We start from the raw sequence: 18515 nt of genomic DNA, 5'->3' as shown, positions 1-18515 counted from the left end.
TTGTTGTTGTGTGTGGTTTTTTTTTTTTTTATTACTGCCGGGGGGGGGCCGCACCCCCCCGGGGCGCGGGCACCCCCCCCAGGGCCCCCCCCGGCGCCGGGTCCCCCGCAACCCCCGTGTGCGGTGGTTTCTCGGTGACGGGTCCGCTACTCCGTCGCGATCGCGTTCAGGACGTTCATCCGGCCCGCCCGGAACGCCGGGACCAGGGCCGCGAACAGGCCCACGAACGCCGAGCCGATGAAGACGCCGATGATCGTCGGCCAGGGGATGTCCAGGACCCCCAGGCCCTCCAGGGCGAGCAGCTGCTGCGCCGTGGCGCCCCAGCCCATGCCCAGACCGAGGCCCAGCAGGGCACCGAAGAGGGCGATGACGACGGACTCCATGCGGATCATGCGGCGCAGCTGGCGGCGGGAGAGGCCGATCGCCCGCATCAGGCCGATCTCCCGGGTGCGCTCCACGACCGACAGGGCCAGGGTGTTCACCACACCGAGGATGGCGACGATGATCGCCAGGGCCAGCAGGCCGTAGATCATGTTGAGCAGCTGGCCGATCTGGTCCTTCAGGGCGTCCTTGTAGTCGGTCTGGTCGCGCACGACGTACTGCGGGTAGTCGTGCAGCGCCGACTTCAGGGACGTGTAGGCGGCGTCCTCCTGCCCCTCCTTGGCGCTGGCGAAGACCAGCGAGTCCAGCGGCATCCTGTCGGCCGGGACGTACGTGGCCATCGTCGAGATGGAGGTGTACATCGCGCCCGCGTCGATCACGACGTCGCTGCTGGTGATCGCCCGCACGGTCAGGTCGGCCGTGGAGCCGTTCCTGAAAGCGACCTTGATCTTGGACCCGAGGGTGATGCCGTGGTCCTTCGCGAACTTCTCGTGGACCGACATCGAGTCGGGCCGGTAGGCGTCGGGGAGCTTGCCCGCGACGGTCTCGGTGCGCAGGTCGGTCGCGTACGACGGGTCGGCCGCGGTGATCGACGTGTCCTTGAGCGTCTTGCCGTCGGGGGTGGTGAAGTCGGCCTTGCCCAGTTTGTACTCGGTGACCCGCTCGACGTTCGGTGCCGACTCGGCGGCCTTGACGGCCTGCGGGGTGATCAGCTGGCCGCGGTCGGACTGGACGATGAAGTCCGTGCCGACGGTCTTGTCGAGCTGGTCGGTGGCGGACGCCACCATGGAGGAGCCGACCACGGACAGGCACGCCACCAGGGCGAGGCCGATCATCAGGGCGGCGCCGGTCGCGCCGGTGCGGCGCGGGTTGCGCAGGGCGTTGCGCTCGGCCATGCGGCCGACGGGGCCGAACATGCGCAGCAGCACGGCGCCCAGGACGCGGACCACGGCGCCGGCGAGCAGCGGGCCGACGACGACGAACCCGATCAGCGACAGCACGATGCCGAGGCCGAGCCACAGCGAGCCGTCCTTGGCCGTGTCGGCCGCCGACGCGAGGTAGAGGGCGAAGCCGCCGGTGCCGGTGAGGACCGTGCCGATCGCGGCCCGGATCCAGCCGGCCTTGGCGTCCGCGGGGGCTCCCGCGTCGCGCAGGGCGGCCATCGGGGAGATCTTGCCGGCGCGCCGGGCGGGCAGGTAGGCGGCCAGGACGGTGACGACCACGCCGAGGACGAGTCCGACCACCGGGGTCGTCCAGGCCACGGTCAGGTCGTCGGTGGACAGTTCCATGCCCACCGTGCCCATGACCTTCATCAGGCCGACGGCGAGGCCGACGCCCGCGGCGACGCCGAGCACCGAGCCGACGACGCCGAGCAGCAGCGCCTCGGCCAGCACGGAGCGGTTGACCTGCTTGCGGGAGGAGCCGATGGCCCGCATCAGGCCGATCTCGCGGGTGCGCTGGGCGACCAGCATGGAGAAGGTGTTGATGATCAGGAAGATGCCGACGAGGAAGGCGATCCCGGCGAAGCCGAGCATCGCGTACTTCATGACGTTCATGAAGCTCGCGACGTCCTTCTGGTTGGCGTCGGCGGTCTCCTTGGCCGTCTTCACCTGGAAGCCGGCGCCGAGTTCGGCCGTGACGTTCTTCTTCAGCTGCGCGTCGCTGACGCCGGCGGCCGCGGTGACGTTGACGTTGGTGTAGACGCCGCTCTCGCCGACCAGGGCCTGCTGGGCGGTTGTGGTGTCGAGGTAGAAGATCGCGGCGCCGGGGTTGGTGACGGTGAAGTCGGCGATGCCGGAGATCTTCGCCCGGTGGGTGCCGACCGCGCTGATCACACCGATCTCGTCGCCGAGCTTCAGGCCGTGCTTGTCGGCGGTGTCGGCGTCGACCATGATCTGTTCGGGGCCCTTGGGCGCCGCACCGGAGGTGATCTTCATGGTGCGGGCGTCGCTGTCGTTCCAGTTGCCCACGATGGTCGGGGCGCCGCTGGAGGGCGACAGGTTGTCCTTGTCGCCGTCGACGACGGTCACGGAGGTGGAGAACACCGTGCCCTCGGCCGACTTCACGCCCTGTGCCTTGCGGACCTCGCCCAGCACGGAGGCCGGCATGACCGGCGGTTTGCCGTTGTCGGAGGTCGTCTCACCGGTGTCGGAGGCGCCCTTGGCGCTCACCGTCACGTCGGAGGAGGTGGCCGCGAAGAGCTTGTCGAACGTGGTCGACATGGTGTCCGTGAAGACGAGCGTGCCGCAGACGAAGGCGACCGACAGCAGCACGGCGACCGCGGAGAGCGCCATGCGCCCCTTGTGCGCGAAGAAGTTGCGCAGCGAGGTCCTCATGACGGTCATGACGTGCGCCCCCGGGCGTCGAAGTCCTTCATGCGGTCGAGCACGGCGTCCGCGGTCGGCTTGAACATCTCGTCGACGATGCGGCCGTCGGCGAGGTACAGCACCCGGTCCGCGTAACTGGCCGCGACGGGGTCGTGGGTGACCATCACGATGGTCTGGCCCAGCTCGTCGACGGAGCGGCGCAGGAAGCCGAGGACCTCGGCGCCGGCGCGGGAGTCGAGGTTGCCGGTCGGCTCGTCCCCGAAGATGATCTCGGGCCGGGCGGCGAGGGCCCGTGCCACGGCGACGCGCTGCTGCTGGCCGCCGGACAGCTGGGTGGGCCGGTGCTTGAGGCGTTCGGCGAGCCCGACCGTCTCCACGACCCGCGCCAGCCACTGCTTGTCCGGCTTGCGGCCCGCGATGTCCATCGGCAGCGTGATGTTCTCGATCGCGTTCAGCGTCGGCAGCAGGTTGAACGCCTGGAAGATGAACCCGATCCGGTCCCGGCGCAGCTGCGTGAGCTTCTTGTCCTTCAGGCCGGTGATCTCGGTGTCGTCGAGGTAGATCTGGCCGCCCGTCACGGTGTCGAGGCCGGCCAGGCAGTGCATGAGGGTGGACTTGCCGGACCCCGAGGGGCCCATGATCGCGGTGAACTGGCCGCGTGCGATGTCCACGTCGACGTGATCGAGGGCGACGACCCGGGTCTCACCGGACCCGTACGCCTTCACGACCTGCCGCGCCCGTGCGGCAACGGCCGTACGCCCTCCAGTACCCCCGTGCCTGGGAATGGTCACAGCCGAAGTCACGGTATGTCTCCTATATCGGTCAGCAGATGGTGCGGGCGGTCCCCCGGTCGGCAGCCGTCGTGTGCGGTGCCGGATCAGGAATCCGTCCGACGCGTGTCAGTCTCCCGGTGGGGAGGGGTCCGGCGCCCTGGTGTGCAGCGCAGTCTTTTCCTGTGGAAAACCCCACCCCCGCCGGTGTCCGTACCGCCCCCCGGCGGCGTAAAGCCAGGTTAAGGAAGGCGCCCTCCCTGTCTCGTCCTCCGTCGGTACGAACCCTCCCCAGGTCGTAGTACGGAGGTACCCCTAGGGGCACTCCACCGATGGGTGGAGGCCGTCTCGGGGTTCGCTCCACCCGGTGGCCCGGTCAGGCTCCACCCTCCCGCCGCGTCAGGGTCAAGTGGCAAGCTGTCCGCGGCAGGTAGGTGCAAGGGGCAGACAAACGACGGGACCCGTGGCGCGGGCGCGGCCGGGGCCAGGGGGAGGCACCGGGGTGGGCACTACCCGTTCCACTGCACGCGAGGCCGCACAGCCCGCCACGACAGGACGGCGCGCGGCCGTCGTCGCGGCGCTGATGCTGTCGATGGCGCTGGCGGCGCTCGACGCGACCATCGTCTCGACCGCCGTTCCGCAGATCGTCGGCGACCTCGGCGGCTTCTCCGTCTTCTCCTGGCTGTTCTCCGGCTATCTGCTGGCCGTGACCGTCACCCTGCCGGTGTACGGCAAGCTCTCCGACACCTTCGGCCGCAAACCGGTCCTGATAGCCGGCTCGGTGCTGTTCCTGCTCGGGTCCCTGCTGTGCGCGCTGGCCTGGAACATGGGGGCGCTCATCGCGTTCCGTGTCGTGCAGGGCCTGGGCGGCGGCGCGCTCCAGGGGACCGTGCAGACCCTCGCCGCGGACCTGTATCCGCTGAAGGACCGTCCCAGGATCCAGTCCAAACTGTCCTCGGTGTGGGCGGTGTCCGCGGTCGCCGGCCCGGGCCTGGGCGGGGTGCTCGCCGCGTACGCGGACTGGCGGTGGATCTTCCTGCTCAACCTGCCGATCGGCGCGGTCGCGCTGTGGCTGATCGTCCGTCACCTGCACGAGCCGCAGCGGGAGACCCCCGGGCACGCGCGCGTGGACTGGGCGGGCGCGCTCGCGGTGTTCGCCTGCGGCGGGGTGCTGCTCACCGCGCTGGTGCAGGGCGGGGTGGCGTGGCCGTGGCTGTCGGCGCCCTCCCTGGCCCTGTGCGGCGCGGGGCTCGCCCTGGTCGCGGTCGTGGTGCTGGTGGAGCGCCGGGCCGCGGACCCGATCATCCCCGGCTGGGTGTGGCGGCGCCGTACGATCGCCGCGGTCAATCTGGCGCTGGGCGCGCTGGGTCTGCTGATGGTCGCCCCGTCGGTCTTCCTGCCCACGTACGCCCAGTCGGTGCTGGGCCTCGCGCCCGTGGCCGCCGGATTCGTGCTGTCCGTGTGGACGCTCAGCTGGCCGGTGTCGGCGGCCCTGAGCCAGCACGTGTACCGCAGGATCGGTTTCCGCAACACGGCGATGCTGGGAATCGGCACGGCCGCGCTGATCCTCTTCGCGTTCCCCTTCCTGCCCTACCCCGGGCGGGCGTGGCAGCCGACGCTGCTGATGCTGCTGCTCGGCGCCGCGCTGGGCCTGTTCCAGCTGCCGCTCATCGTCGGGGTGCAGTCGACGGTGGGATGGGCCGAGCGCGGCACCACGACGGCGTCCGTGCTGTTCTGCCGCCAGACCGGCCAGACGGTCGGCGCGGCGGTGTTCGGCGCGGTCGCCAACGGGGTGCTGGCCGCACGGCTCGGCGGCGCGGGCGACCTGGACTCGGTGACCCGGGCACTGGACTCGGGCCGGGTGCCGGAGGCGACCCGGCGGGCCATCGCCGACGCGGTGCACACGGTCTACCTGGGCGCGGCGTGCGCGGCGGCCCTGGCGTTCCTGGTGCTGCTGTTCCTCGCGCCGCGGAAATTCCCGGTGCTGAACGACTGAGCGTCCGTATCCTCGCGCCCATGGTCACGTTGGAGCCCCTGCGGGCGGAGCACGCGGAGGCGCTGCTGGCCTTCGAGCGGGAGAACCGGGCCTACTTCGCCCGCACGGTGCCGGACCGCGGGGACGCCTTCTTCACGGCGGCGGGGTTCGCCGCGCGCCTTCAGGCACTCCTCGACGAGCAGCACGCGCGCGTGTGCCGCTTCCACGTGGTCCTCGCGGAGGACGGCGAGCTGATCGGCCGTGTGAACCTCATGGACCTGGTGGACGGCAGCGCCGAACTCGGCTACCGGGTCGGCCGCCGGGCCGCCGGCCGGGGCGTGGCGACGGCAGCGGTCGCCCAGGTGTGCCGGCTGGCCGTCACCGACTACGGCCTGACCGTCCTGACCGCGGTCACGACCCTGGACAACGCGGCCTCCATGAGGGTCCTGACCCGCAGCGGCTTCACCCGGGTGGAGAACACGACGGTGGGGGGCCGGCCGGGCATCCGCTACGAACGCCGGCTCCTCGACGCCGCCCCCGACGGGCCGGGCCCCACAACCCCGTAGCCCCAGGTCCCTTGCCCCTCGGTCCCGGGGCCCCTTGCTCAACTTCACTGTGCACAAGGGCCGTTCGCCACCGGAACGGATCCCCCTCACCCGACGCCTCCCGAGCTGCGGGAAGAACGGGTGAACGCGGGTAACACCCGAGGTCGGAAAGTTATGCGCGTACCGACCGATCAGTTTGTCAAAACTCTCGCGCTGGACCCCTACTCCAAGTAGCGTGCGTGGCTCCCGCCCCCCACCTCCCTGCGGTCCGCCGCACCGGAACAATCCTCGCAAGGAGCACCGGGATGTCCTACGACTCATCCCCGCCCCACCCGTACCGACCACCCGGTCGATCCGCGTCCTACGACCCGTACACGTACGAGACCTACCCCTGGGCACCGCAGGAGGCGCCCGAACCGGCCGGCCGGCCTCCCCAGCGGCACGCCGCGCTGGGGCAGCACAGTGACCTGCGGCTGCTGCGCAGCGCCTACCGCTGGCAGCGGCGCGTGGCCACGCTCACGGCCCTCGGCTACTTCGTCCTCTTCCTGATCCTGTCGGCGTTCGCACCGTCGTTCATGACGAGCAGCGTCACCGACGGCCTGCCCACCGGGCTGCTGCTCGCGCTCGTCCAGGTCCCCGTGACGTGGCTGGCGATCGCCCTGTACGAGCGGACGGCCCGCCACCGCGTCGACCCGATCGCGGACCGGATACGCCGGCATGCCGAGCTGGACGCGAAGCGGGAGGTCACCCGGTGACCACCGATTTCAGCGGCAACGCCCAGACGATGTCCCTGGTCGGCTTCTCCGCCGTCGCCACGGTCACCCTGCTGCTGTGCGTGATGACGGGCCCGGACCGGGACGACCTGGACGAGTTCTACACCGGCTACAGCTCCCTGTCGCCCATGCGCAACGGCCTGGCGATCGCCGGTGACTACATCTCGGCCGCGACCGTCCTCGGCACCGGCGGCGTCATCGCCCTGTTCGGCTACGACGGGGTCGTACTGGCGCTGAGCACAGCCCTGTCGCTGATGCTCATGATGTTCCTGCTGGCCGAACCGCTGCGCAACGCGGGCCGGTTCACCATGGGTGACGCGCTGACCCGCCGGATGCCGGGGCGAAGTGTCCGTATCGCGGCCTGCGCGGTGACCCTGGCGGCGCTGCTGCCGCTGATGCTGGTGCAGTTGGCGGGGACCGGGCAGCTGATGGCGTTCATCCTCGGCTTCTCCGGCGAGTCCCTGCAGACCGGCTGCATCATCGGTGTGGGCTTGCTGATGATCAGTTACGCGGCGATCGGCGGGATGAAGGGCACCGCCCTCATCCAGATCCTGAAGATCGTGATGCTCCTCGGCTCCGGCATGGTCGTCGCGGTGCTCATCCTGAACCGGTTCGACTGGGACCCGGGAGCGCTGTTCGGCGCGGCCGCCCGCAACAGCGGCGTGGGCTCGTCCTTCCTCTCCTCGGGCCTGGAGTTCGCCGGCGGCCCCAGCCCCGACCTGGACATGATCACCGCCCAGCTGACGGTCGTCCTCGGGGGCGGCGTCCTGCCGCACGTCACCATGCGTATGTACACGGCCTCCAGTGCCCGGCAGGTGCGGCGCTCGATGTCCTGGGCCGTGTCGAGCGTGGCCCTGTTCGTGCTCGTCATCACGGTCGTCGGATTCGGAGCGACCGCGCTGGTCGGGCGGGAACTGATCGCGCAGGTCGACCCGCAGGGCAACACGGCCTATCTGCTGGGCTCACAGGCGGCGTTCGGCGCGGACGTGTCGTCGGCGGAGACGTTCCTGTTCACGACCATCACGACGGCGGTCTTCCTCACCCTGCTCGCCTCCGTCGCCGGCATGATCCTGGCCTGCGCCAACTCCCTGGCACACGACGTGTTCGCGGCCCGGGTGCAGGAGATGTCACCGCGCCGCGAGATGACGGTGGCGCGGCTGTCGGCCCTGGCCGTGGGCCTGCTCGCGGTCCTCCTGGCCACCCAGGTCCAGCACCGCAGCCTGCAACCGCTGGTGACGCTGTCCTTCTGCCTGGGGGCCTCGGCCATCGCGCCCGCACTGGTCTACAGCCTGTTCTGGCGCCGCTACACGCGAACGGGCCTGCTCAGCACCCTCATCGGCGGATCCCTGGCCGTGCTGCTGCTGATGCCGGGCACGAACCTGGTCTCCGGCTCACCGGTCTCGGCCTTCCCCGAGTCCGACTTCAACTGGTTCCCGTTCACCACCACGGGCCTGGTCTCCATCCCCCTGGGCTTCGCCTGCGGCTGGCTGGGCACGATCGCCTCCGGCCGGAGGAAGTCGGAGGAGCAACGCCACCAGTACGAGGCGGTGGAGGGCTGGATCCTGGCGGGAGCGGCACGCCGGGACCACTGACGCGGACGGCACGGCGACCGACACGGCTCGCCGTGCCACCGGGTGACGGCACGGCGACCGCCACGGCTCGCCGTGCCACCGGGTGACGGGCGACGGGCCCGGGCACGGGCGCCGCACACGACCGGCGATCCCGCCAGGGCGCCCGCCCAGCCCGGGCACGGGCGCCGCTCACAACCGGCGATCCCGCCAGGGCGCCCGCCCAGCCCGGGCACGGGCGTCGCCCACGACCGGCGATCCCGCGAGGGCGCCCGCCCGACCCCTCCCCCTCAAGAGCCCGCGCGATCACCCCGCCCGACCCCCTCCCCCTCAAGCCGTCGCCGTCGCCGGTGCCGGTGTCAGTCCGCCGCCACTTGGCCCGCCCACGCCGTCAGGCTGGCGTGGACGTGGTCGATGTGGGCCAGGGCGTCCTCGCGTCGCACGGTGTGGTCACGCAGGAGCCGGCCGGTCTCCGCCTCGACCGCCGCCACGCGCTCGTGGGCCTGGGCGACCAGTTCCGCCGCACGGGCCCGGGCCTCCTCCTCCCGCTCGCGTGCGGAGTCCTCCGCGTCGGCGAAGGCCCGCTCCGCCTCGGACAGCGCGTCCTGGGCACCCGCCATCGCCTCCTCGTGCTGCGCGTCCAACTCCGCCGCCCGGGCGGTCTCCTCCCGTTCCGTCTCCGCCCACCGCTCGGCGCGCTCCTTGTCCCGCTCGGCCAGCATCCCGGAGGTGCGCTGCCGCATCTCCCGCAGCGCGGCCACGGCCTCGCCCCGCTCCTCCTGCGCCTCGCGCCGGGCCGCGCCCCGGATCTCGTCGGCCTCGGCCCGGGCGGCGAGCAGCCGCTGCCGGGCCCGCTCGTCGGCATCCGCGCGCACGGCGTCGGCCTGCGCCCGGGCGGACTCGCACACCTCGGCCGCGGACGCCCGCGCCCCGTCGACGAGGTGCCGCGCCTCCCGGCACGCCCCCTCCCGTACGGCGGCGGCCTCCTCCTCGCCGAGTGCGAACAGCCGCCGTGCCCGGTCGCCGAGGGTCTCGTAGTGCTGCGGGGTCAGCCGGGCCACGGCCTCGCGCAGTCGCGCCAGTTCCTCGTCCATCCGCCGGGCGAGCACCGTCAACCGCGCCGCCCTCTCCCAGGCGGCGTCCCGGTCCGCGGAGAGGGTCTCGGCGTACGGGTCGACCTGTTCGGGACGGTAGCCACGTCCCCGCACCGCCGTGAAACCGTGCGGGGACGCTGTCGCGCCGCTCATCCGGACCCCTCTCCACCACAGCACGTGAAATCGCACTAGAAATGGGATGATTTCGCGCACATCTTGGTGGATCGGGCGGAAGTGTTCATCACGCGACACTCCGCACGCGGGTCACGGGCCACGGCGGAGCCGTACGCCGGTCAGCCCCAGCTGGTGCCCGCGGGCTCCTGGATGGTCGTGTTGATGCGGTTGAACATGTCGGTGACCGCGACGGTGAGGATGAGCTCCGGGTTCGTCATCCGTGCCTGCACGATCTCTGCCTCCTGGGTGCGCGGTGCGTCGCTGTCACCGCACTGACGGAACGGCGGGCAGAGATGTGACAGCCCGGCGCGAAGATTTTCACGCGGGCACGAAGGAGCCGAGCCGATCGCACGCAAGAGCCGGGCCGGTCGCACGAAGGAGCCCGGCTGGCCACATGAAAGAGCGGCCCCGCCGCGAACGAGCCGGGCACGAAAGAGCCGGGTCCGGTCGCGCGAGACGACCGGGCCCGGCTCCTTGAGGCACCGGCACCTCGGCGGTGCCGCCTTAGCGGCGACGCGTCACAGCAGCCCGTCCCACATCTGCTCCAGCAGGACCGACCACCAGCTCTCCGGCGACCCCAGCGCCGCCGGGTCGAGCGCGGCGAGCTGCGCCTGGAAGTCGACGGTCCAGCGGCCCGCCTGCTCCTGGTTCAGCCCGAACCGCAGCCGCCACATCCGCCCCAGCAGGGCGAGGCAGCGGGCGAATTCCGGCAGGCCGGTGTTCACGAACTGCGGCGGCACCGGCGCTCCGCCCGGCCCGGCCTCCACCGGGACGGCCACGATGTTCGCCGTGCCGTACTGCACGCAGATCGCCTTGCCGAAGTCGCTGCCCATCACCAGGTAGGAACCCGCGTCCGAGGCAGGCTGCACACCGCGCTCGGCCGCCAGCTCCGCCAGCGTCGGAACGGGCCGCCCCGGCTGGGCCTGCGCCCAGAAGAACGGGCCCATGTCCACCGGCAGTCCGGCCGCCACCAGCGTGTGCGCCACGATCGGCGGCACACCCTGCCGCGACACGGCGGCCTGCTCGAACCGGAACACCCCCGGCCCGAACGCGGCCCCGAGCTCCTGCCCGATGGCCTCCGGCGGAATCGGCACAGCCGCCTGCACCGGCGGCAGCGGGGCACGCACCGGAGCCGGACGCGCCGGACCGTCCGCGACCTGGTGCAACTCGCCCTGGTGGGCCAGCAGCTGCTGCATGCCCTGCTGCCGGCTCGCGTGGTCCGTACCGTACGGCGCGATGCTCGTGATCCGCGCCTGCGGCCACTGCTCCCGGATCATCCGCGCGCAGTACGCACCCGGCAGCTCGCACGACTCCAGCTCGGTGTGCAGCTCCAGCACCTGGTCCGGGGGCACGTTCATGGCCCGCAGCTCGTGGAAGATCTGCCACTCCGGGTGCGGCGTGCCCGGCGCCGAACGCCGGATCAGCTGCTGCTCGGAACCGTCCTGCGCGCGGTAGCGCAGCACGGCCTGGTAGCCGGGGCCGACGGTCGGCTGCCCGGTGGGCTGCTGCGGATAGCCGTACGCGGGAGGCTGCCCGGGCCCGGGCGGCGGCACCGCACCCGGGGGCATGGCGCCCGGCGGCACGCCGGGAGGCACGGCTCCCGGCATCCCGGGCGCCATCCCCGGCGGCATCGGCTGCGCACCGGGCGTACCAGGGGCGCCCGGGGCGGCACCCGGGGCGGCGGGTGGTGCGCCAGGGGCCTGCGGCGGCGGAGGCACGCCGGGGCCGCCCACCGGAGGCGCGGCCAGCACGGTCTCCGCGTGGTGCACGGGCCCGGAACCGCCGGGAGCACCCGGGGCACCCGGAGGGCGCGGACCGCCCGGCGCACCGGGCGCGTGCGGAGCACCCGGGCTCGGCGCACCCTGCGGCTGGGGCCCGCCGGGCGCACCCGGAGGACCCGGCGGCTGCGGGGCGCCGGGGCCGCCCGGCCCCATGCGACCGGGATCGGCGAACATCGTGGCGGCGTGGTGGACACCACCGGGCGGCGTACCACCCGGCGCACCCGGAGGACCGGGCGGACCGGGCGGATTCGGCGCACCGGCAGGCGGCCCGCCAGGAGCACCGGGAGCACCCGGGCCTGCCTGCGGAGCGCCAGGAGCCCCCGGAGTGCCCGGAGCCCCCGGCGGCGGCAGCGGCGCGCCCGCACCTGAGGAGTGCCCGGCCCCGCCCGGACCGTCCGGCCCGAGCGCCGACACCATCTGGGTGGGGACGTACCCGCCCGCGGGAGTGCCCGGCGCCCCGGGCCCCGACGGCGGAGGCGTACCGCCCCGCTGGGCGCCGGGCGTACCCGGGGCGCCCGGCGGAGGCGGAGTGGAGGGGCCCGTCCCCCGGCGCCCGGGCGGCGGAGCCGCCTTGCTGGTCGCGGCGTCGGCGATGTCCCCGGCGTTCCGAGCCGCCCCCGGCCCGGCCGGCGGTTGCGGCGCGGCGGCCGGCGGCGGCGTGCTGCCCGGCGGCTGCGGATACCCGTACGGCTGCCCACCGGGCACGGGCGGCGGGGTACTGCCCTGCGGCACGCCCCCGGGCGGCGTCCCCGGCACGGGCGGAGCGCCCGCCGGACCCACCGGGCTCCCCGCCGGCCCCGTAGGGCCGCCGTGACCGGGGCCACCAGGCGCGGGTACCGTCCCCGGGCCCTGCGCGTTCGGGTCGTCCAGCGCCGGCGACAGCGCCGTCGGCGGAAGCCCGCTGCCGCCCGACATCAGCGTCGTCTTGGCCTCGGGCGTCGTCGAAGGCGGCGGAGTGTCGCCGTCGTCCCCGCTCAGCGGCGGCGCGAAGACCGTCGCCGGCAGCGGCACGGAACGGTCCTCACCCGCGTCCGCGGTGGTGTCCGTACCGGCCCAGGGCGTCGCACCCTCCGGCACACCCGGCGCCGCCGGAGACCCGGGCGCACCCGCGTCGGCCCCGGAGTCGCCCCCGGCCGCCGGCCACGACGCACCACTGCCCGGCGCCACGGGCGCGCCCTGCGCGGGAGTCGCCCCGCCACCGTCCGGGACCCCTCCGCCCGCCGCACCGGTACCAAAACCAGCACCAGGACCAGCACCAGCAGCGGCATCCACATCGGCATTCGCAGCGCCCCCGGCAACAGAGCCGGAAGAACCCGCACCCGCACCCGCACCCCGCCGGTCCGGAATCCCCAGCTTGTCCGCCGCGTCCTGCAACCACTCCGGCGGAGTCAGCAGGAACGACGTCTGGTTGAGATCCACCCGGGCGGCGGGCGCCGCCGGAGCCGGCTCGTCCACCGCGTCCGGACGGCCGTACTCCTCCTCGTACCGGCGGATCACCTCACCCACCGGCAGCCCGGGCCACAGCGTCGCCTCGCCGCTGTCCCGCGCGATCACCAGCCGCTGCGCACCACCGTCCGACCGCGGCCCGTCCGCCCGGTCCTCGGCCCACACCACGAACCCGAGATCGAACTCCCGCACCCGCACCTCACGGTGCTGGTACGACGGCACGTCCCCGTTGATCCACTCTTCCGCGCGCTCCTGCGCCTGCGCGAAGGTCACCATCGCCGACTCACTCCCCCACGGCCGAGGACGACACCGCACCCACCGGCACCACACGCGCGAACCCGCCGTCCACCATCAGGTTCGCCACCGTCTCCAACTCCGGCGGATCGCCCGCCAACCGCGACAGGAAGACGTCGAAGTCGTCCCCGCACGGCAGCAGCAACCGCTCCACCCGCTCCGCCGGCGGCATCGAGGGGTCCGTGTCCCGCGCGTCGTCGTACGCGCAGAACCACACCGAGCCGATCCGCTCGCCCTTCACCTTCACGGCCAGCAACCCGCCCTGGACGAAGGCGATCCCCAGGTAGTCCTTGGTCAGATGGTCACGCAGACACTTGTTGACGTAGACGAGGTCGTTGACCGCCGCCTCGTCCCGCACCGTGAAGAACGGCTGATCGACCAGCAGCCCCAGCTCCGCGTCCAGCGCCGCACCCACCGGCGCACACCCGCCCGCGGCCTTCAGGAACGACCGGTACGCGCCCGGCAGCCGGTAGCCGAGGTCCTCCTCGACCCCCTGCACCTGCGACTCGGTCACCGCGACCCCCGACTTCGGCAGCCCGAAGTGCGCCGGACGCGTCTCCTGCAACGGCCGCGTGCCCCGCTTGGCATGGTCCACGCCGGACGTCGCCACACCCCCGTGGTGCCGCAGCAGCGCCTTCACCTCGACCGGGACCAGCTCCAGCCGCCGCGTGCCCACCACGTGGTGCCACGTCCAGCCGTGCGGCGTCGCCACCGCCGGCACCGTGTCCCACAACTCGTGCCCGGACGCCGACAACGCCGTGTTCGCCGACACGTAGTCCGTCAGCCGCAACTCGTCGACACCGAAACCCTCCGGCGGCTCCGCGATCTCCGCGGCCGCCCGCGCGTACGCCGAGAAGTCGGGGTAACCGTGCTCGTCGACCCGTACCCCTCTCGGGTGACGGGCCGCCCGCACCGGATCCGGGAAATGCACGACCTGCCCCGCGTAGGCCGCGTTCGGCGGCGCGGCTTGCTGCCCGAGCCGACCTGTCGTCATGGCGGTTGCCCCCTGCGGCACTCTGTACGACCCGTATTGACCGCCCTTGGCGCACTACGACCCGTATCGACTGTCACGTCTACTGTCTCGACTGCACTGCACTGCACTGCACTTCACCGCACGCGCCGACCTGAAGGATCCCCCTCCGGTTCACGGCATCGATCTCCGAACGGATCACCGCATCGCCCGCGGTGCCGACAGCCTATGCGGTACGACGACACCGGTCACCGGCACCGGTCGGCACCCCCTCCGCATCCGTGACCAGGCGTCACCCCACCGTGACGGGACAACCCGCTACGGGCGTGTCGCCGCGCCCCAGCTTCCGCACCAGCCACGGCATTTGGCAGTCTGTGACCCCCGGGGGGATGCACGGAGGGGAAGACGATCATGAACGCGACGCAGACGGGACCACACACCGGCAGGTCCGCCGACCCACGAAACGGCGACCACGCGGGCGGCAGCCGCGACACCGGCCCCACGGCCGGCCACCCGCACAGCGACCCGCGCAACGGCGACCCACGCCACGCCGACCCCCGAAACGGCGACCCCCGCATCGGCTGGAGCAGCACCGAAGCCGCCCACGCCCCCACCCTCCTGCACCGCCGCGACGGCATCCTCCCCACCATCGCCGCCGCCCTCTCCGTCCGCGGCGCCACCCTCACCGGCACCGCCGCCCGCGGCGACACACCCCCCGCCCTGCACCCCCTCGTCCAGGACTTCCTCGACACCCTCACCAGCGCCCAGCGCGACCGCTACACCGGCCGCTGCGCCGAGACCATCCTCATCTCCCGGCACATCGCCGCCGCCGACACCGCACGCAGCAAACGCGCCGCGCGCAAGCCCATGACCAACGGCGAAGCACGCAAAGCCCTCAAACAGGCCAAGCTCACCGCCCGCCGCATCCGCGAGGACGGCGACCCCCTCCACGGCAGCTTCGCCACCCCCTGCCGCGCCTGTACCGCGCTCAGCGCCCACTTCGGCGTCCGCATAGTCGACCCGGCGTCCCAGAACACCTGACGCCTCCCCGACACCCCACCCCCACCGCACCACCCGACACCGCGGAGTGCGCCCGCGCACACCCGCCACCCCCCAAGACCTCGACGAGACGAAGGGCAGATGCACACCGACCGCACCTCGACCACCCGCTTCGCCGTACCCGTCGACGCCGCCCTGCGCGCCGCCGGCTGGCAACCCGGGCGCTGGGACATCAAACAAGCCGAGATCTGGGCCGACGCCCTGCGCGACCACACCTCCCCCGCGGGCCACCGCCACACCGTCTTCCCCGCCGCCGTCGAGGCCTGGGCCGAATTCGGCGGACTCCACATCACGCCCACGGGCCCCGGCCGCCAGGTCGCCCCCGCCGCCCTCCACCTCGACCCGCTGCACGGCCTCCACATGGCCCGCACCCTTGGCGACCTCGGCCGCGCCCTGGGCACCGACGTCTGCCCCCTCGGCGCCGAGACCGACAGTCAGGCCCTCCTCGCCATCGACACCGACGGCCGCGTCTACACCGTCGACCACACGGGCGACTGGTACCTCGGCCACGACATCGACCAGGCCCTCGCCACCCTCATCGCCGGCACCGAACCCGTCCGCCTCACCGCCGGCTGACCGCCGCCTGGCCACCGGCCGAGCACCGGCCGACCACCCCCAGCCACCGGCCGGTCAGCGGCCGGTCGGTCAGCAGCCGGTCGGTCAGCAGCCGGTCAGAGCCGGTCGGTCAGCAGCCGGTCAGAGCCGGTCGGTCAGCAGCCGGTCACCTGTCAGTCGTCGGCCGGTCGTCGATCGGCCGTCGCTCGGCCGTCGCTCGACATCGGGCTACGACGCCGGAATCACCGCCGACACCCGGAAACCCCCCGCATCCGTCGGCCCCGACACGAACACCCCGCCCAGCGCCGACACCCGCTCCCGCATCCCCACCAGCCCGTTCCCCCCGGACGGCAACCGCGCCGACGACGCCGCCTCCTCAGGCGGCTCGTTCTCCACCTGCATCGCGATCTCCGACACCCGATGCGCCAACCGCACATACGTCTTCGCCCCGGCCGCGTGCTTGTGGACGTTCGTCAACGCCTCCTGCACCACCCGGTACGCCGTCTGCTCCACCAACGGCGCGTACGACCGCACATCCCCCTCCACCGACAACGCCACGACCATCCCCGCCGCAGCCGACTGCCCCACCAGCTCCTCGATCTCCGCCAGACACGGCCCCTCGTCATCCGCCGCCCGCGAAGCCGCCGCGGCGGCAGCCACCCCCACCGCCGCCAACGGCACCGACGCGGACGCGGACGCCGCCACCGACGCCGGCACGGACGGCTCACGCGAGGGACCGTCCCCACCACTGCGCAGCACCCCGAGCATCTCCCGCAGCTCCGTCAGCGCCTGCCGGCCCATGTCCCCCACCAACGCGGCGTTCTTGACGGCCTTCTCCGGATCCTTCCGGGCCACCGCCTGCAACGCCGCGGCATGCACCACCATCAGACTCACCCGATGCGCGACCACGTCGTGCATCTCCCGCGCGATCCGCGTCCGCTCCTCGTTCCGGGCCCACTCGGCCCGCTCCTCCGCCCGCTCCGCCAGCAACTGAAGCTCCCGCTCCAGACTGTCCGCGCGCTCCCGCAAGCTCTCCATCAAACGCCGCCGCGCCCCCACGTACAGCCCCAGCAGCACCGGCGGCGCCGTGAAGCCCAGCGACATCGTGATCGCGGCGAAGGGGACGAACCAGTCCCCTATCTCCAGATCCCCCCGCGACATGTCCTGCTGCGTCTTCACGAACGTCACGATCAACGTCCCCACCAGCGACATCCCCGCCAGCGAGCCGATGATCCGCCGGGGCAGCTCCGCCGCGGCCAGCGTGTACAGGCCGACGATGCCCATCAGGAAGCCCATCTCGGCGGGCGTGATGGCGATCGACACCAGCACCACGGCGATCGGCCAGCGCCGCCGCACGAGCAGCACGGAACCGGCCAGCAACCCGAAGACGACCCCCGCGGCCACCGGGATCCCCGCATCCCGCGCGAACGGGATCCCCTCCAGCGCGCACTCCAGCGCGGACACCACGGCCAGGCTCACATCGAGCACGGCACTACGCCGCCTGGCCCACCACCACGGCCCTCCCCGGGCCGTCACATGGTCTTCCCCCGTCGCGGTCATGCCTCCCAGCCTACGGGCGGCCCCCGCCGGTTTTCCGTCGCATTTCCCGGACTGGCCTACACCACACTCCGTGACCGTTCGGCCGCGAAACCACCCGATATCCCTCGAACTGCTGAATCGCACACCGTTCGACATCGGAGCCCTCCATTCCACCCGGACGGTATGCGTATGACACATGCACCCGGCAAATACGCCGACTTCGAGGGGCTACGGCAGAGGGCGGTGACGCTGCGCCGCCAGGGCCTCAGCCTCCGCCAGATCCGCGACGAGCTGAAGATCTACAACAACGACATCCTCAACCAGCTGGTGAAAGGAGAACCGCCCCCCGCCTGGACGAAGCGCCCGAACGCCAAGGACGACCTGAGGGAGAAAGCCCGCGAGCTCCGCCTCCAGGGCTGGACGTACGACCAGATCGAGGTGGAGCTGGGGTGCTCCAGGAGTTCCATCTCCCTGTGGGTACGGGATCTGCCGAAGCCGGAGCGCCGGAGAACGCCTGAGGAGGCGTCGGCCATCGCGAAACGGGGCTGGGAAGCCACCCTGCGGCTACGGGACGAGGAGCGGCAGCAGACCAAGACGGCAGCCAAGCAGGCGATCGGCGCACTGTCGCCACGCGAGTTGTTCCTCGTGGGTGTCGGGCTCTACTGGGCGGAGGGCAGCAAGGACAAGCCCTACGACCGCCGCGAGAACGTCTGCTTCGTCAACAGCGACCCCGGCATGATCGAGGTCTTCCTGGCCTGGCTCGACCTGCTCGGAGTGGAACGCGAGCGACTCAAGTTCACCGTGATGATCCACGAGTCCGCCGACGTCGCGGACGCCGAGAGGTACTGGGCCGACCTCGTCGGCGCCGATCGATCCGCCTTCAACAAGACGACGCTGAAGAGGCACAACCCGAAGACACAGCGCAAGAACGTCGGCGATTCCTATCGAGGTTGCTTGGTGGTCAAAGTCCTGAAGGGCGCCGATCTGTACCGTCGCATCGAGGGCTCCTGGTACGGCATAGTGGAGTCCGCGCGCAGTCCGATCTTTTGAATCGGACATAGCGTGCACTCCATCCCGGATCGTCTAAGGGCAGGACAAACGGTTTTGGTCCGTTGAATGAGGGTTCGAATCCTTCTCCGGGAGCCCACAGAAAGCACCACCTCAGTTCGGGTCCTGACCGGCAATCCCCCGGTCGGGACCCGCACTCATGCCCCCACAAAAACCCCCCGGTATCCTGCGGATGTCACCCCACCCCATCCACAGC

The 18515-nt window shown here is 72.3% G+C and carries 13 protein-coding genes and 1 tRNA gene; 8 read left to right on the top strand and 6 right to left on the bottom strand.

Annotated elements, in window-relative coordinates:
* Window positions 1-146: 146 nt before the first annotated feature.
* Window positions 147-2726: an ABC transporter permease gene (locus ACFV20_RS34665; RefSeq protein WP_385664540.1), complete on the bottom strand. Its 2580-nt coding sequence runs from the start codon at window positions 2724-2726 to the stop codon at window positions 147-149.
* On the bottom strand, window positions 2723-3511 hold the full coding sequence (locus tag ACFV20_RS34660) for an ABC transporter ATP-binding protein (RefSeq protein WP_234850118.1): 789 nt from the start codon (window positions 3509-3511) through the stop codon (window positions 2723-2725). The genes ACFV20_RS34665 and ACFV20_RS34660 overlap by 4 nt, the downstream gene beginning before the upstream one ends.
* 469 nt (window positions 3512-3980) lie before the next feature.
* Between ACFV20_RS34660 and ACFV20_RS34655 the strand changes: the two genes are divergently transcribed.
* The 4 genes from ACFV20_RS34655 to ACFV20_RS34640 all read left to right on the top strand — a co-directional run bounded on the left by ACFV20_RS34655 (window position 3981) and on the right by ACFV20_RS34640 (window position 8363).
* Complete coding sequence (locus ACFV20_RS34655; RefSeq protein WP_385664536.1) at window positions 3981-5474, top strand: MFS transporter; 1494 nt, start codon at window positions 3981-3983, stop codon at window positions 5472-5474.
* Window positions 5475-5494: 20 nt separating this feature from the next.
* Window positions 5495-6019, top strand: a complete 525-nt coding sequence (locus ACFV20_RS34650) for a GNAT family N-acetyltransferase (RefSeq protein WP_385664533.1) — start codon at window positions 5495-5497, stop codon at window positions 6017-6019.
* Between the two features lie 284 nt (window positions 6020-6303).
* A complete protein-coding gene (locus tag ACFV20_RS34645) occupies window positions 6304-6753 on the top strand; it encodes a DUF485 domain-containing protein (RefSeq protein ID WP_385664530.1) in 450 nt (149 codons plus the stop codon).
* Window positions 6750-8363: a cation acetate symporter gene (locus ACFV20_RS34640; RefSeq protein ID WP_385664528.1), complete on the top strand. Its 1614-nt coding sequence runs from the start codon at window positions 6750-6752 to the stop codon at window positions 8361-8363. The genes ACFV20_RS34645 and ACFV20_RS34640 overlap by 4 nt, the downstream gene beginning before the upstream one ends.
* 335 nt (window positions 8364-8698) lie before the next feature.
* Here ACFV20_RS34640 and ACFV20_RS34635 read toward each other — a convergent pair whose 3' ends face one another.
* From ACFV20_RS34635 to ACFV20_RS34625, 3 genes are all read right to left on the bottom strand, one after another.
* Window positions 8699-9586 (bottom strand): cellulose-binding protein, encoded by an 888-nt coding sequence (locus ACFV20_RS34635; protein WP_385664525.1) that lies wholly within the window; start codon window positions 9584-9586, stop codon window positions 8699-8701.
* A gap of 539 nt (window positions 9587-10125) precedes the next feature.
* Window positions 10126-13110 carry an SUKH-4 family immunity protein gene (locus tag ACFV20_RS34630; RefSeq protein WP_385664522.1) on the bottom strand — a complete coding sequence of 995 codons (2985 nt, stop codon included), beginning with the start codon at window positions 13108-13110 and terminating at the stop codon, window positions 10126-10128.
* Between the two features lie 7 nt (window positions 13111-13117).
* Window positions 13118-14122 (bottom strand): SMI1/KNR4 family protein, encoded by a 1005-nt coding sequence (locus tag ACFV20_RS34625; protein WP_385664519.1) that lies wholly within the window; start codon window positions 14120-14122, stop codon window positions 13118-13120.
* A 387-nt stretch (window positions 14123-14509) separates the two neighbouring features.
* Here ACFV20_RS34625 and ACFV20_RS34620 point away from each other — a divergent pair, with 387 nt between their 5' ends.
* Window positions 14510-15139 (top strand): YwqJ-related putative deaminase, encoded by a 630-nt coding sequence (locus ACFV20_RS34620; protein WP_385664516.1) that lies wholly within the window; start codon window positions 14510-14512, stop codon window positions 15137-15139.
* A 99-nt stretch (window positions 15140-15238) separates the two neighbouring features.
* Window positions 15239-15733 (top strand): SUKH-3 domain-containing protein, encoded by a 495-nt coding sequence (locus ACFV20_RS34615; RefSeq protein ID WP_385664513.1) that lies wholly within the window; start codon window positions 15239-15241, stop codon window positions 15731-15733.
* Between the two features lie 207 nt (window positions 15734-15940).
* Here ACFV20_RS34615 and ACFV20_RS34610 read toward each other — a convergent pair whose 3' ends face one another.
* The gene (locus ACFV20_RS34610) at window positions 15941-17272 is read right to left on the bottom strand and encodes a sensor histidine kinase (protein WP_385664510.1); all 1332 of its coding nucleotides are present in this window, start codon (window positions 17270-17272) and stop codon (window positions 15941-15943) included.
* 168 nt (window positions 17273-17440) lie between these two features.
* On the opposite strand from ACFV20_RS34610, the gene ACFV20_RS34605 reads away from it, so the two are divergent.
* Both ACFV20_RS34605 and ACFV20_RS34600 read left to right on the top strand, forming a co-directional pair.
* Entirely contained in the window at window positions 17441-18301 is an 861-nt protein-coding gene (locus ACFV20_RS34605; RefSeq protein ID WP_385664508.1) for a hypothetical protein, read from the top strand.
* A 22-nt stretch (window positions 18302-18323) separates the two neighbouring features.
* Window positions 18324-18394 (top strand) — tRNA-Gln (locus tag ACFV20_RS34600).
* Window positions 18395-18515: the final 121 nt, after the last annotated feature.

The sequence above is a fragment of the Streptomyces sp. NPDC059696 genome, assembly GCF_042733745.1.
Taxonomy (GTDB): domain Bacteria; phylum Actinomycetota; class Actinomycetes; order Streptomycetales; family Streptomycetaceae; genus Streptomyces.
The sequence above is the reverse complement of the archived record's forward strand: the minus strand, read 5'-3'. Positions and strand labels throughout refer to the sequence as shown.

Coding starts and splice junctions, on each gene's coding strand:
- ACFV20_RS34615 (WP_385664513.1), top strand. CDS start 15,239: ATGCACACCGACCGCACCTCGACCACCCGCTTCGCCGTACCCGTCGAC.
- ACFV20_RS34620 (WP_385664516.1), top strand. CDS start 14,510: ATGAACGCGACGCAGACGGGACCACACACCGGCAGGTCCGCCGACCCA.
- ACFV20_RS34635 (WP_385664525.1), bottom strand. CDS start 9,586: ATGAGCGGCGCGACAGCGTCCCCGCACGGTTTCACGGCGGTGCGGGGA.
- ACFV20_RS34665 (WP_385664540.1), bottom strand. CDS start 2,726: ATGACCGTCATGAGGACCTCGCTGCGCAACTTCTTCGCGCACAAGGGG.
- ACFV20_RS34630 (WP_385664522.1), bottom strand. CDS start 13,110: ATGGTGACCTTCGCGCAGGCGCAGGAGCGCGCGGAAGAGTGGATCAAC.
- ACFV20_RS34610 (WP_385664510.1), bottom strand. CDS start 17,272: ATGACCGCGACGGGGGAAGACCATGTGACGGCCCGGGGAGGGCCGTGG.
- ACFV20_RS34605 (WP_385664508.1), top strand. CDS start 17,441: ATGACACATGCACCCGGCAAATACGCCGACTTCGAGGGGCTACGGCAG.
- ACFV20_RS34650 (WP_385664533.1), top strand. CDS start 5,495: ATGGTCACGTTGGAGCCCCTGCGGGCGGAGCACGCGGAGGCGCTGCTG.
- ACFV20_RS34645 (WP_385664530.1), top strand. CDS start 6,304: ATGTCCTACGACTCATCCCCGCCCCACCCGTACCGACCACCCGGTCGA.
- ACFV20_RS34625 (WP_385664519.1), bottom strand. CDS start 14,122: ATGACGACAGGTCGGCTCGGGCAGCAAGCCGCGCCGCCGAACGCGGCC.